This is a genomic window from Aureimonas endophytica (genome assembly GCF_014642635.1).
GTDB classification, from domain to species: Bacteria; Pseudomonadota; Alphaproteobacteria; order Rhizobiales; family Rhizobiaceae; genus Plantimonas; species Plantimonas endophytica.
The window spans coordinates 691,788-705,147 of record NZ_BMIQ01000002.1 but is presented as its reverse complement, the minus strand read 5'-3'; the positions used below and the strand labels follow the sequence as shown (position 1 = coordinate 705,147).

Sequence of the window (13,360 nt, the reverse complement as noted above, 5' to 3'; positions counted from 1 at the left end):
CCGAATAAATGTTGCTGCCACGGGAATGAAAGGCATCCGCACGCGTCTTCTTGTCGAACCCGTACTTCGAGGACCCTGTGATTCCATGCTGAAGACGCTTTTCCTGACCTTGGCCTTCGCCGGGGCGTCACTCTCCTCGGCAGAGGCGCAGGACGCGCCCGCTCATCAGCACTCGGCGATGGTGCCGGCCACACCCGACGGCTCACACTATGCCGAAGCGACCGCCGAGGCGATGGAGAGGATGCACGCCGGTATGATGTCGGCCCCGGTGACCGGCGATCCCGAGCACGACTTCCTGTCCCAGATGATCCCGCATCACCAGGGCGCGATCGACATGGCCAAGGCCGTCCTCGGCTCGACCGAGGACCCGGCGATCCGCAACCTCGCGCAGTCCATCATCACCGAACAGACCTACGAGATTACGCTGATGCGCTCGATGCTCGCCGCATCTGCCGACAAACCAAAGCCCGTTCCGGAGACAACCCCATGACCCGCACCGCCATTCTCGCCGCCGCGCTCCTCGTCTCGACGTCGGCCTTCGCGCTGCCCGCCGCCTCAGACCGCGTCTACACCGCCGACCAGAACTCCAACACGGTCTCGGTCATCGACCCCGTCGCCAACAAGCTGCTGGGCCAGATCCGGCTCGGCAATCCGCGGCCGGACGTTCTGAGCCCCCTCTACAAGGGCGAGGTCAACGTCCACGGCCTAGGATTTTCGCCGGACCACAAGACGCTCGTCGTCGTCTCGACGGTGACGAACTCCGTCACCTTCATCGACACGGCGACCAATGCCGTGAAGGGCACGACCTATGTCGGGCGCAACCCGCACGAGGCCTTCTTCACGCCGGACGGGAGGGAAGTCTGGGCGACGGTGCGCGGAGAGGACTACCTCTCGGTGATCGATGCCACGACCTTCAAGGAGACGGGCCGCATCCCGACGACAAGCGGCCCCGGCATGACCAAGTTCTCGCGCGACGGCAAGCTCGCCTTCGTCGCCAACTCGTTCAACCCGGTGCTCGAGGTCTTCGACGTCGCGAGCCATGCGCTGGTGAAGCGGATCCCGGTCATCTCGCCCTTCGTGCCCTTCGTACAGGTGAGCCCTGACGGCAGCAACGTCTGGCTGACGCACAAGGACGTCGGCAAGGTCACGCGCGTCGATGCCAAGACGCTCGAGGTGAAGGAGGTGATCGACAGCGGGCCGATCTCCAACCATCTCGGCTTCGGAACGGTGGACGGCGAGACGCTGGTCTACGTCACGATCGGCGGCGAGAACGTCGTGAAGGTCTACAAGCCCGGCGAGAAGACGCAGCTCGTTGCAACGATTTCGGTCGGGGCGCTGCCACACGGCATCTGGGGTTCGGAGGACGGCAGCCGGATCTTCGTCGGGCTCGAGAACGGCGACAAGGTCGACGTGATCGACACGGCCGAGCAGAAGGTCGTGGCCGAGATCCCGACCGGACAGGCCCCGCAGGCCCTCGTCTTCGTGCCAGGCGCGGTTCCCGTGGGCGCGGGCACCGAAAACCTTGTGCCGTTGAAGGCGGGTCCAGAGAACCTGACGCTATCGCTGAAGGCGCCCGAGGGCGCGGACGGTTCCGGCATGGTCGTCTCGCGCAATCTCGGCCTCGTTGACGCGATCGACGTCAGCCTCGCCAAGCTGAAGCCGGTGACCGAATACGGCGTGTTCTTCGAAGGGCAGGACGAGCCCGTCGTGGTGCTGAAGACCAACGACAAGGGCGCCGGCATGGCCTCCAGCATCGGCCCGGTGCGCACGATCGGCGCCCCGGGGGAGCCGGCGGCGGGCAAGGAGCCGCGGCTGGTCGTGGTCGAGGGTCTGAAGGGTACGGCCAGCCCGGTCCTCACCAGCCGCTAGAGACGGCTGGGTCCAGAGTTGCGTTGCTAGCCAAGCGTGCTCCACAGGACGACGCAGACGGCCAGCAACGCACCTGCGATGAGAACCCATGAAAGACCTGAGTCGCGAGCCTTCGACACATCTCTGGCGCTCGATGGCCCATCTTCGATTTGGGCCAGCTCTTCCATCTCCAGCTCGTCTGTATCTTCCGGTCCATGCTGCTTGCTCATGGCAATCCCGCCTTTCATCTGCTCGCATCATCGACCAACCGCAGAAACGATCGGACGTGTTGGTGCGCTAGCCGATCGGACGCGTTCGCGGCCTTCGTCCCTTTGCGAAGCCTCAGCCGACTCTGATCGAGACGCGATGCCACGAATAGGCGAGATAACCCTTCCAGTTCCAGATCTTCGCGATGTCGTCGGGTTGCGAACCGCCGACACCGTCGAAGGAACGGACGGCGAGCTGGTGCTGTCCGGTCGGTAGGTCGAGGACGACAGACCAGAAGATCCACGCCCACTGGGTATCAGCCTGCTTGTCGATAGTAGCCTCGTGCCAAATCTCGCCACCATCGTAGGAGACCTCGACCTTGGCGACGCCATTTTGCGTCCCGATCGCGTAGCCCTCAATCTTCGTCGTTCCCGGCTTCAACGTCGCCCCGGCAGCCGGAATGCAGATCGCAGCGTTCGAGGGCATGTCGTTGATGACGACGTTCGGATCCTTGTCGGCCGACTCCTTCGTCGTCGTCGGAGGAAAGAGCCGATACTCCTTTCGCTGGATCGGGGTATCGGCCTCTTCGTCCTGCACCATGATCGAGGCCAACCATTTGGGGCTGCGAGTTCCGGCGTAGCCGGGCACCACGACGCGTAGGGGAAAGCCGTGCTCGGCCATCAAGGGCTCGCCGTTCATGGCCCAGGCGAGGAGAACATCCGGGGTCATCGCCTTCTCGAGCGGGATCGAGACGCCGTAGTCGAAACGATCATCCTTCATGACGACCTCGTCATGCGCGAAGAACGCCACATGGAGCCCTGTGCCGTCTTCGGCGCCTGCGGCGCTGAGGACGTCAGCTAGCGAGACGCCGGTCCATTCCGCATTGCCGATCGCGCCGGGGCCCCAGAGGTCACCCTCGACATACCCGACATCGACCATGTCTGCCCGGCGGTTGCCGGCGCACTGCATGACGGCCATGACATTCCGCTCGGGGAAGCGTGACTTGAGATCCGAAAGCGACAGTTCGACGGGCGTCTCCACCTTGCCGCCGATCTTCAGCCTGTAGCCCGTCTCGTCGATCTTCGGCACGGTGCCGTGGTCGCGGATGTAGAAATCGGCCTGGGGCGTGACGAAGGAGGACCGGAGCTTGGCGATCGGCGTCTCGGCGTTCAAAGGAAGCTTGCTGTGGACGAGCAGGTCGCTGGCGGGCTCGGTCGGTGCAGCGGTGGCCGCCGAAGCAGCCAAAGTGGACCATGTCGTATGAGTCACCAAGAGGCAACTCGCTCCTTGGAGCACGGTCCGTCTTGTGGGCATCGTGACATCTCCAAGGCAGTAAGTTGCATGAAACAGAGCAACATTCCCTTCGATCACCAGTTCCCTGAAGGCGTGTCCGACGGCACATGAAACCCTAGTTGACAGCGCTCGCGACGATCGCGTAGACGTCCGGGACGGCAATGGATTCTGCCGGGCCTCGTGCCGAACCGCCTTCCGATGGGCTGATGACTCCTACTCCACCCGCAACATGGCGGGCGAGTAGTGATGTCCGGCCCGCATCCCACCCGATGCAGACTGCCTGATCGCTCCGCCCGCACCGGAGCCAGATCATGCCGCCGAATGCCCTTGCCACCCGAACCCTCCAGGCGATCGTCCTCGCCAAGTGGGTGCTGCTCGTCCTGCCGATGGCCGCTGCCGTCGGCTCGGCCTGCGCCCTGTTCCTTTGGGCTCTCGACGTCGCCACCAAAGCAAGGTTCGAGACCCCCGACCTCTTCTACTGGCTTCCCGTCGCCGGTCTCGCCGTTGGCCTTGCCTACCATTGGTTCGGTCGGTCGGCCGAGGGCGGCAACAACCTGATCGTCGAACAGATCCACGAGCCGGGCGGCGGCGTGCCCTTGCGCATGGCGCCGCTGATCCTGGTCTCAACGGTGGTCACCCACCTCTTCGGCGGATCGGCGGGACGCGAGGGGACGGCGGTCCAGCTCGGCGGCAGCCTTGCGTCCGCCTTCGGCAAGGCGATGCGGCTGGGACAGAAGGAGGTCCGCCTCCTCCTCATGGCCGGCATCGCCGCAGGCTTCGGCGCGGTCTTCGGAACACCAATCGCCGGCGCGATCTTCGCGCTTGAGGTCCTGACGGTCGGTCGCATCCAGTACGAGGCATTGGTGCCCTGCCTCGTCGCGGCCGTCGTCGGCGACTGGGTCTGCTTGCAATGGGGCATCGAGCACACCCACTTCCTCATTGGCTTCGGGGACGGGATGCAAGGCTTCAGGCTTGACATCCTCCTATTCGCCCAGGTCGCGCTGGCGGGCGTCGCCTTCGGCCTCGTCAGCCAGTTCTTCGCCGAGAGCCTCCACGCCGTGCAGGGCCTCGTGAAGCGCATCCTGCCCTTCGCCCCCTTGCGTCCCGTCCTCGGCGGCCTCCTCCTCATCGGTCTCGTCTACGTCCTCGGGACCCGCGAGTATCTTGGCCTCGGCGTCTGGTCCCCCAACCCGGCGGACGCGACGATCTCCGGCTTCTTCGATCCTGCCCGGTCCAACGAGTGGGCCTGGGCGTGGAAGCTGCTCTTCACCGTCGTGACGCTGGGCTGCGGCTTCAAGGGCGGCGAGGTCACCCCGCTCTTCTTCATCGGAGCCGGCCTCGGCAGCGCGATCGGCCATGCGATCGGCGCGCCCGTCGACCTCTTCGCCGGGATCGGCTTCGTCGCCGTCTTCGCCGGCGCCTCGAACACGCCGATCGCCTGCACCATCATGGGCATCGAGCTCTTCGGCGCGGAGAACGCCGTCTACATCGCGACGGCCTGTTTCCTCGCCTACGTCTTCAGCGGCCACTCCGGCATCTACCTATCCCAGCGCGTCGGCGTGCCGAAGATCGACCACGGCTTCCTGCCGCCCGACGTCTCGCTGCGGGAGGTGCGCACCATCGGCAGGCCGACGCCCGACTTCTCCCTGCCTGGCCGCCGTCGGGCAGCCCGGGTTGCCGAACCACTCTCCTTCACTCCCTCGACAGGAACCGACATGACCCATTCGCACCACCTCAGCCCGAGCGACATCGGGATGCTCCGGATCTACTTGAAGCCCGGCGACAAGGCGTCGGGGTCGGGGCGGTTCGCGTTGTGGGGCGGCAAGCCCCTCTACCGCGAGCTCGTGCTCCTCGCCAAGAAGGCCGGGATCATGAACGCCATCGCCCACCACACCCACTACGGCTACAGCAACCACGGCGTCGCGCAGGAGCCGAGCGGGGAGTATTCCAATCCGGAGCTGACGATGTGTGTCGAACTGGTCGGGCACCGTCCGGTGCTCGAGACCTTCTGCCGCGAGCATGGCTCGCTCCTCCGCGACAAGGTGATCGTGTTCAAGCACATCGAGCACTGGACGGTCGGAGAGGGTGACGAGTCCCTTGAGGAGACCACCGTCGCAGAAGATGGGGCAGCCGGCCCCATTCCGCAGATCGGATGACGAAGTCCACTGGCATTCCCGGACGCGACCGGCGGCAACCACCTCCGCCGCTGTCGCCTCTCAAAATGGAGCAATCCCGATGAAGTTCGCCGTCGCCTCCTGGCAGTTCTGGGCACTCTCGTCCGCGGCCTTCGCGGCCCTCACGGCGATCTTCGCGAAGATCGGGATCGAGAACGTCAACTCCGACTTCGCCACCTTCATCCGGACAGTCGTCATCCTTATCGTGCTCGGCGCGATCCTCGCGATGACGGGCCAGTTCCAGTCGCCGGGATCCATCTCGGGGCGAACGTACCTGTTCCTGGTGCTCTCGGGGATCGCGACGGGAGGATCCTGGCTCTGCTACTTCCGTGCCCTGAAGCTCGGCGACGCCGCCCGGGTCGCGCCGATCGACAAGCTGAGCGTCGTCCTTGTCGCGGTGTTCGGCGTCGTCTTCCTCGGCGAGCGACTGTCCGCGCCGAACTGGTTGGGCGTTGCCTTCATAGCCGCGGGAGCGATCCTCGTTGCCTATCGAGGGTGAACGGATGAATGCCCTGGCGACCAAAAGATTGTGCCTGAGCCGGCCCATAAACGTCTCGTCAGCCGTTCGTGCATTGCACCAGAAAGCTGACAGGAGAATTCCTTGCGCAACGTCGACCTCTTGTTCGGCAGGGCCTGTTCGTCTCTCTCCTCGGTCTGGCGCTTGTCACGCTCGTCGGTGTCGGCATCCGACTGCTGGTCATGCTGACGGTTCAGCAGAAGCGCGAGCGCCTGAACCGCCAGATCAACGAGCGCCTGCGCACCCTGATTGCGGCCTACAAGGTGCTCGGAGGATCCTTCACGGGTACCCTGACGGTCGATCCCCGGCATCTCTGCGACTTGATGCGCCAGAGCGCTTCAGCAGGAGAAGCCATGGGTGCCGGAACGGCCGACGTCGTTATCGTGGACCCGACAGCATGGGACCGCGGACGTCGGATCCGGGACGCGGTGGAGGCTTCGCTCGCCGACATCATCCTGCTCGGGACGGAAGAGCATGTCAGGCTCGCCGAGAAGGCGGCCCGCGAGTTGGTTGCCGGGCGCCCCGCCCATACGCACAGGCTCGTGGCATCGCTGCGCGACTTCATCCGTGAAGCGCTCGATCTCGATCCGGTCCCGGTCGGTCTTGTCCTGCCGCGGCAAGGTCCGGCCCACCCGTCGGGTTCGGGCGGACGGAGCAAAGGAGATCGGGAGAGGGGTGATGGCGCGCGCGGCGGTGGCGGAGGTGGCAGCGCAGGGGGTGGCATGGGCGGGGGCGGCGGTTCCGCCGTCGGATCGACCGCTGCCGTCGAGGACGACCCTGCCTAGTCCTCACATCGGCCGTAGAGGCAATGCCCTCTCCGCTGGTGTCAGCGCCCAGCGAAGGCCTTGACCCACAAACGGAGCGACCGCAGGGTTTGGTTGGCGTGGCTAACCGGGCCTACAGCCGAGAAGGCGCATGGCCTTCGCGGTGGCAAGGAGGATCGCGCCCGTGTCGGCTAGGATGGCCGGCCAGAGGCGCGTGATGCCGACGACGGTGGTGACGAGGAACACCATCTCCAGGCCCAGCGCGATGGCGATGTTCGTCCGAATGTTGCCCATGATGCTCTTCCACCGTGCGATCATGTCGTGGATGTCTTGAAGCCGTCCGTGCGGGACGGCCGCGCCGGCCGCCTGCAACGCGAAGTCGGTTCCGCCGCCCATTGCGATACCGTTTCGGCGGCAGCCAGCGCCGGTGCGTCGTTGATGGCGTCGCAGATCTTGGCGACCGTGAAGCCATCCGCTTGAAGCTCGCGCACGATGCGCTGTTTGTTCTGCGGTAAGAGGTCGGCGCGCCCTTCGATGCCGAGGCCTGCGGCGACCGCCTCCGCGGTGCGCCTGTTGTCGCCCGTTAGCTTGGCGGATCGGGTGCCGGACGCCCTCAGACGTTGATGAGCATTGCCGCCATAGGCACCGTCTTCATCGACGCCGAGGAAGAGGCCGCGACGGTCGTGCTCCTCTTTCTCGTCGGCGAGATGCTGGACGACGTCGCCGCGGGCGGCGGGCGGGCGAGCATCCAATGCGCTGCCGGAGCTCACTGAGTACAGCTTCAGTAAGACCGACAATGTCGGCTGTCCGTACCTGCGTCTCCAGAGCGGACTGACAGCTATCCTGAAGAGTTTCGGGCGCCCCGAGGCGTACGAAAGTCGCGGAAGAATGAACCCGCGGGATGCCGGTCAGTGAGCTATGGGGTTTTCTTCTGACGGCGGTGCAGGGGCAAAGGGCCGCGACCGCCAGACGGTACAGCATGCCGATGGCACGCCGCCCGTTTTGGCGTTAGCGACGTCGTCGAGGCGGGCGAGGAACCGATCCGAGACCGTCTACCGACGGCTTTTCCCTTCATAGGGCCGCACGGGACCGCGCCCCGGAGCACATGGTCTCGGGCGGATGGCGGTGCCGTGCCATGCCGGGTCATGGTGATCGCTCCCGGTTCGGTGGCGAGCGTGGCGGCGGCCCTCGCGGCTGATGCCAGCGCAGGAGGATGCCGACGATGCGCATCTCTCCGCCGCAGCACGGGCAAGTCGGGCGGATGTCGGGCGGGTCCGGCACCTCGGTGGTGGCAGGTTCGGGCACGGGCGGGGCGCCGAGAAGCTCGCGGATGCGATCAAGGCCGGCCTTGCGGTTCGGCCCGGTGAGGAACCCGTAGTGCCGGATGCGGTGGAAGCCGCGAGGCAGAACGTGGAGCAGGAAGCGGCGGATGAACTCTCCCGCCTCCACCGTCAGAGTGCGGTGGCGGGCGGCGCCGTCTTGACGGTAGTCCTTGACGCGGAAGGTGACGGTGCAGCCGTCGAAGGCGGTGATGCGCCGCGACGAGATGGCGACGCGGTGGGTGTAGCGCGAGAGGTAGGCCAGAACGGCCTCTGGCCCGGCGAAGGGCGGCTTGGCGTAGACGACCCAGCGTTTGCGGCGCACTGGGGCGAGATGGCGGGCGAAGGCGCGTGGATCGGCGAGGTTCGCCATTGTGCCATGGAAGGCAAGTTGGTTGGCACGGTAGAGGGCGGCGAGGCCTTCGAGGAAGAGGCGTCGGAACAGGGCGCCGAGCACCCGCACGGGCAGGAGGAAGGCGGGACGCGAGGTGATCCAGCGCGTTCCGTCCGGCGAGAGGCCGCCGCCGGGCACGATCATGTGGATGTGCGGGTGATGGGTCATGGCCGAGCCCCAGGTGTGGAGGACGGCCGTGAGGCCGATGCGGGCACCCAGATGCTTCGGATCGGCGGCGATCGTCGTCATCGTCTGCGTGGAGGCACGGAACAGGAGGTCGTAGACGGCCCGCTTGTTCTGGAAGGCGATCGCGCCGATCTCGGCGGGCAGCGTGAAGACGACGTGGAAGTAGCCGACCGGCAGGAGGTCGGCCTGTCGCTCGGCCAGCCAATCGCGCGCCGCCGCGCCCTGGCACCGCGGACAGTGCCGGTTGCAGCAGGAGTTGTAGGCGATCCGCAGATGGCCGCAATCGTCGCAGCCCTCGACATGGCCGCCGAGAGCGGCGGTGCGGCAGTGCTCGATCGCCGACATGACTTTCAGCTCGGAAAGGCTCACGTGCCCGGCACGGCTCGCCCGGAACGCGGGCCCGGCAACACGCAGGATGTCGGCGACCTCGATCGAGGCGCCCATCGGCTCAGCCGGGCGAGGCCTCCTCGCGGGGAACCAGGGCGAGCCGGTCGAGCGGGCTGACCACGGCCCGCACCGTGCGCACGGCGACCTTGGCGTAGAGCGCGGTGGTGTCGAGCTTGGCGTGGCCGAGCAGAACCTGGATGACGCGGATGTCGACGCCGTCTTCCAGGAGGTGCGTGGCGAAGGAATGGCGCAGCGTGTGCGGACCGACCCGCTTGGGGATGGCGGCCGCCCGCGCCGCCTCGACGACGATGCGGTGAAGCTGGCGGGTGGAGATGGGCCGATCCCAGCTCTGGCCGGGGAACAGCCAGCCCTCGCGATGCAGGATGCCCTGCCGATGGCCCTCGATCCACCATTCGCGCAGAAGAGCGAGGAGGTCGGCGGACAGCATGGCGTTGCGGTCGCGCCCGCCCTTGCCGCGCTCGACGCGCAGCAACATGCGGGTGGAGTCGATGTCGCCGACCTTGAGGCTCGCGACCTCGGCGACGCGCAGCCCTGCGCCGTAAGCAACCGAAAGGGCCGCCAGATGCTTCAGGCAGACGGTGGCGCCGAGCAGGCGACGCATCTCGTCGGGGCTCAGGACATCGGGCAAGCTGCGGGGATAGCGCAGCCGCACCAGCTTGCGGGCGAGGTCGGGTCGGTCGATCGTGTGGACGAAGAAGAAGCGCAGCGCCGAGACGATGGCGTTCATCGTCGGCACGCCGAGCCCAGCCTCCTGAAGGGCGATCTGGAAGCGGCGCAGATCCTCGGCGCTGGCCGTGTCGGGTGAGCGCCCGAGAAACGAGGCGAGACGTCCGACGTCGCGCAGGTAGTTGCGCTGCGTCTCGGCCGAGAAGCGCCGCATCGTCATGTCGGCGATCAGGCGCTGCCGCAACGGACTTATCGAGGTGGCGGCGGGAACGAGGGAGGTCGTCATGGAAAGGCTCCGTCCGGGTGAAGGAGCCGGGATCGTCCGCCCGCAACCGGGCGTCGCTCAATCAGCGCAACGCGCTCGCATCATTCCCCAAACGACGAAGCCGCCGCCCATCCCGCGGAAGCGGGTTCGTTCAACCACCCGTGTCAGCCCTACAGCAGGTCCTCCTCTTCGGCGGCGGGCGTCCATTCGATGCTCGGTGCGGGCTTGATCAACCCGCGGGCGAAGCCGGACGAGGACATCGCCCGGAGCCATTCGTTCTCGCGCTCCAGATCCCGGACGCGGGCTTCCAGTTTGACGACGTGGCGGTCGAGCTTCGTCAGCGTCCGTCTCATGCGGAGCCCTCCGGCCAGAAAGACTGATCGGCGTCCTCCGCCGCGATGCGCCGCCGCGCCTCGTCCGTGCGGCGGCGCTCGACGATGCGGGTCGGCGACGGGCGGAGGTGGCGCGGCGTCGAGCACTCGGACCGGGCGGCGATCATGGGATTTTCCGGCGACGGGATCCCGTCCTCGTTCGCGAGGCGGACGGCGTAGGCGTGGAGGCGCATGGACAGGGCGTTCTCGGTCTTGTCGCCGTTCCACCGGAACGCGGGAACGCGGCCCTTGCGGGCGATCCAATCGGACAGCTCGGCGACGTCGCCCTGGACGACGCGGCGGCGCCAGACGATTGGCTCTGCGGCGAGGAGGATCGTGAGGACGCGGGCGAGATCGATGCGGGTCATGCCGCCACCTCGGCGAACAGGGCGCGGATCTCGTCCGTCGCCGGGATGCGGCGGGCGGTGGAGTGGCCGTAGTTGAAGGTCGGGCGGAACGCCGCGTCGCCGTCGTCGGCCGTCCAGCCGTGGTCGAGGACGTGCCAGAGCCAGGCGTCGTCGAGGCGGAAGATCGACGACCTCCAGCCGCGTCCTGCCGGCTCGATGACGCGGCCGCCGATGACACCCTCGACGACGGGAATGTCGTCCGACTGCGAGGCCTCTTGCAGGATCTCGAGCCGGCGGGCGGCAACGCGGGCGAACTCGCGCTCGGCATCGCGCTCCGCGAGGTTCTCGGCCGTCGCGGTCTCGAACTTCACGAAGAACGGGCTGGTGCGTGCGAACTCGGGCGTGCCGCGGCGAACGGCTTCCGGACCGGAGATGTACGGGGACTTCCAGGCGTCGAGGACGAGGACGTCGCGCCCGTCGCGCTGGATGACGTCGCCCTTCCGGATCGAGGCGTCGAGCGTCAGGAAGCTGCCGGCGCCGCGCAGGCGGTCGCGCTCCTGGGCGGCTTCGAAGAAAGCCTTCTGGCCGGCCTCGAACTCCGCGTCGCGGCGCTCCTTCGCGATGCGCTCGCCTTCGCGCCAGGCCTCGACGGCGGCACGCTGGGCGTCGAGCTCGGCGTCCTCCTTGGCGAGCGTCTCCTCGGCGAAATCGACGAAGACGGCGAGCGTGCGGGGGTCCGCGTGCGGGATCCTCCAGCCCCTGTCGGCGGCGGAGAAGGCGGCGCCCGGGAAGGTCTTCTTCACGAGCGAATTCAGGACGGGATTGAAGCGGAACGACAGAGCGTGGCCGTTCTCGGTCTGGGTCAGCGTGATCTTGGACATGACGATCTCCGGAAGGACGGCGGGAGGGACCATGGCCCCTCCCAGGCGGGGTCAGGCGGCCTTGGCCGCGACGCGGGGATCCTCGCCGTGCTCGATCATGACGTTCTGTCGGTAGGTCCGGGCGGCCTTCATGACCTGCGCGGCGGTGTCGAACAGGACGAAGCCGAAGCGGTCGTCGTCGATGTGGACCGCGAGCACGTAGTAGCGGCACGGCTTCCTGTTGCCGCCCGACGTGACGTAGTCGGCGCCGACCTCGAGCGCGTCGCCGACGGACAACGACGAGTAATCGAAGTGACGGTTCTGATAGCGGCGGAACTCGCGGCTCATGTTTGCGGCGTTCTTGCCCGTCAGCACGGCGGTCCAGTTGTTGCCGCGCTTGTGGGTCTCGAACTCCAGCGGACGGCCGGCGCCGGCGTCGAGCTCGAGGACGCGGAGACCGCCGTCGACGTCGATGCCGCTCCAGTATCCGAGGCCGACCTCGATCGGGGTCTCAGCAGCGGCGGCGTCCTTCTCGGCGTTCCAGGCGCGGGCGACGACGGGGGTGGTGAACTGGGCCATGATTCTCTTCCTTCTCGTTGGCGTCGCCCCTCGGGGCCTTGCCGGTGAACGTCCTTGCCTATCGACGTGACGTATATTAAAATCTACGCGACGTTGATTAGAATGCAAGAGGATTTTTATACGTGACGTTGATTTCTTGCGCTCCGGAGCCGGGCCGGATACTCCTCGTCGCCATGGACGACGAACCGTGGCAGCAGAGAGCGAAGCGTGCGGGCCTGACGCAGAAGCGTTTGGCGGCGCTGCTCGGCGTCGCGCCGAACACCGTCAGCCGTCAGCTGCGCGGGCAGTTCGGCAGCGAGGTGCCGAGGTATGTGAAGACGGTCATCCGGGCATACGAAATGCTCCCGCAACGCGAACGCGAGGAGCTGAGCCGGTTGGCGGAGAGCGACGAGGAATAGCGCCCAGGCGGACCGACCCCGTCCCCGCAGAGGACGAAGGGAGGACCTCGTGCGAGGTCCGGTGGTCCGCCCCGTGGGGCGACGGTGATCTCGATGACGGGACGTGCCCGTCGGCATGCGAAACCGCCCCGACGGGGCGAAAGGCGCCGTGAGGCGTTGAGGGAAGGCTAGGCCAGGACCGGCGCCGGCGTCCAGCGTTCCCGAAATTGCCGGTTAACGGCGGGTATCGTCAGGCCGGTTCGATTAACGTGTAGTCGGCGAGCGCGAGCCGATCCGCTTCGACGCGGAGGTTGATTGCCTCGATCCGGCCGACATCGCCCCAGATCTGCAGATCGAACGTCCCGACACCCCTCAGCTGCAGATCGGAGCCGGTATCGCGGCTTCGCACATGATGCGTCGACGCGTTCCGCGCCGCCCACTCTCCCGCGGACATGCCCGATGGACGTTGGCTGCCGAGCCGCTTCGCGAGTGCGAGGTAGGCATCGCCGTCCAGCGGAACGCCCGCCGGGCGACCGACTGCGGCCGAGGCGGCGACCGGTGCGGCGTCGCCGGCGAGCGCGAGGAGCGTCTCCGCCCGTGTTCTCGCGAGATCACGCGCACGATCGACGACGGCGTCGGGCACGGGATGCGAGCCGGACGCATAGAGACGCAGCATGCGCGCCGACAGGCTTAGATCGCCGGCCAGGTCGGACTTCCAGCGCCCGCCGTAGAGAGCGTTGCCGATCTGCTCGAGGATTGCTGCATTCGTCATCGGGACCTCCATC

Annotated in this window: 15 protein-coding genes, 1 pseudogene and 1 riboswitch; of the genes and pseudogenes, 6 read left to right on the top strand and 10 right to left on the bottom strand. The window is 67.0% G+C overall.

Annotation, left to right across the window (positions count from 1 at the left end; translation table 11 throughout):
* The first annotated feature begins 85 nt into the window (after positions 1-85).
* Together IEY14_RS09625 and IEY14_RS09620 are read left to right on the top strand one after the other, a co-directional pair.
* The gene (locus IEY14_RS09625) at positions 86-490 is read left to right on the top strand and encodes a DUF305 domain-containing protein (RefSeq protein WP_090672828.1); all 405 of its coding nucleotides are present in this window, start codon (positions 86-88) and stop codon (positions 488-490) included.
* Positions 487-1,869 (top strand): YncE family protein, encoded by a 1,383-nt coding sequence (locus IEY14_RS09620; protein ID WP_061934897.1) that lies wholly within the window; start codon positions 487-489, stop codon positions 1,867-1,869. Before IEY14_RS09625 ends, IEY14_RS09620 begins: the two co-directional genes overlap by 4 nt.
* Before the next feature lie 26 nt (positions 1,870-1,895).
* On the opposite strand, the gene IEY14_RS09615 is transcribed toward IEY14_RS09620, so the two are convergent.
* Together IEY14_RS09615 and IEY14_RS09610 are read right to left on the bottom strand one after the other, a co-directional pair.
* Complete coding sequence (locus tag IEY14_RS09615) at positions 1,896-2,078, bottom strand: hypothetical protein (RefSeq protein WP_139183988.1); 183 nt, start codon at positions 2,076-2,078, stop codon at positions 1,896-1,898.
* A gap of 112 nt (positions 2,079-2,190) precedes the next feature.
* On the bottom strand, positions 2,191-3,252 hold the full coding sequence (locus IEY14_RS09610; protein WP_061934975.1) for a molybdopterin-dependent oxidoreductase: 1,062 nt from the start codon (positions 3,250-3,252) through the stop codon (positions 2,191-2,193).
* Positions 3,253-3,496: 244 nt separating this feature from the next.
* A riboswitch (Fluoride riboswitch) is annotated at positions 3,497-3,571 on the top strand.
* A gap of 88 nt (positions 3,572-3,659) precedes the next feature.
* On the opposite strand from IEY14_RS09610, the gene IEY14_RS09605 reads away from it, so the two are divergent.
* The 3 genes from IEY14_RS09605 (at position 3,660) to IEY14_RS09595 (ending at position 6,824) form a co-directional block, all read left to right on the top strand.
* Positions 3,660-5,504, top strand: coding sequence for a DUF190 domain-containing protein (locus tag IEY14_RS09605; RefSeq protein ID WP_061934893.1), 1,845 nt, complete (start codon positions 3,660-3,662; stop codon positions 5,502-5,504).
* A 79-nt stretch (positions 5,505-5,583) separates the two neighbouring features.
* Positions 5,584-6,021 carry an EamA family transporter gene (locus tag IEY14_RS09600; protein WP_061934890.1) on the top strand — a complete coding sequence of 146 codons (438 nt, stop codon included), beginning with the start codon at positions 5,584-5,586 and terminating at the stop codon, positions 6,019-6,021.
* A 200-nt stretch (positions 6,022-6,221) separates the two neighbouring features.
* A complete protein-coding gene (locus tag IEY14_RS09595; protein ID WP_244519575.1) occupies positions 6,222-6,824 on the top strand; it encodes a hypothetical protein in 603 nt (200 codons plus the stop codon).
* 102 nt (positions 6,825-6,926) lie between these two features.
* Here IEY14_RS09595 and IEY14_RS25860 read toward each other — a convergent pair.
* The 7 genes and pseudogenes from IEY14_RS25860 to IEY14_RS09560 form a co-directional block, all read right to left on the bottom strand.
* A pseudogene (locus tag IEY14_RS25860) lies at positions 6,927-7,477 on the bottom strand (HAD-IC family P-type ATPase); the annotation flags it as partial.
* A 469-nt stretch (positions 7,478-7,946) separates the two neighbouring features.
* On the bottom strand, positions 7,947-9,146 hold the full coding sequence (locus IEY14_RS09585) for an IS91 family transposase (protein ID WP_188907979.1): 1,200 nt from the start codon (positions 9,144-9,146) through the stop codon (positions 7,947-7,949).
* Positions 9,147-9,150: 4 nt separating this feature from the next.
* Positions 9,151-10,062: a tyrosine-type recombinase/integrase gene (locus IEY14_RS09580; protein ID WP_188907978.1), complete on the bottom strand. Its 912-nt coding sequence runs from the start codon at positions 10,060-10,062 to the stop codon at positions 9,151-9,153.
* A 149-nt stretch (positions 10,063-10,211) separates the two neighbouring features.
* Complete coding sequence (locus tag IEY14_RS09575; RefSeq protein ID WP_188907977.1) at positions 10,212-10,394, bottom strand: hypothetical protein; 183 nt, start codon at positions 10,392-10,394, stop codon at positions 10,212-10,214.
* Positions 10,391-10,780, bottom strand: coding sequence for a hypothetical protein (locus IEY14_RS09570; protein WP_188907976.1), 390 nt, complete (start codon positions 10,778-10,780; stop codon positions 10,391-10,393). Before IEY14_RS09570 ends, IEY14_RS09575 begins: the two co-directional genes overlap by 4 nt.
* Positions 10,777-11,640 (bottom strand): hypothetical protein, encoded by an 864-nt coding sequence (locus tag IEY14_RS09565; RefSeq protein WP_188907975.1) that lies wholly within the window; start codon positions 11,638-11,640, stop codon positions 10,777-10,779. The genes IEY14_RS09570 and IEY14_RS09565 overlap by 4 nt, the downstream gene beginning before the upstream one ends.
* 51 nt (positions 11,641-11,691) lie before the next feature.
* The gene (locus tag IEY14_RS09560) at positions 11,692-12,198 is read right to left on the bottom strand and encodes a hypothetical protein (RefSeq protein WP_188907974.1); all 507 of its coding nucleotides are present in this window, start codon (positions 12,196-12,198) and stop codon (positions 11,692-11,694) included.
* A 173-nt stretch (positions 12,199-12,371) separates the two neighbouring features.
* Here IEY14_RS09560 and IEY14_RS09555 point away from each other — a divergent pair, with 173 nt between their 5' ends.
* The gene (locus tag IEY14_RS09555) at positions 12,372-12,596 is read left to right on the top strand and encodes a helix-turn-helix domain-containing protein (RefSeq protein WP_188907973.1); all 225 of its coding nucleotides are present in this window, start codon (positions 12,372-12,374) and stop codon (positions 12,594-12,596) included.
* 229 nt (positions 12,597-12,825) lie between these two features.
* On the opposite strand, the gene IEY14_RS09550 is transcribed toward IEY14_RS09555, so the two are convergent.
* Positions 12,826-13,347 carry a hypothetical protein gene (locus IEY14_RS09550; protein WP_188907972.1) on the bottom strand — a complete coding sequence of 174 codons (522 nt, stop codon included), beginning with the start codon at positions 13,345-13,347 and terminating at the stop codon, positions 12,826-12,828.
* Positions 13,348-13,360: the final 13 nt, after the last annotated feature.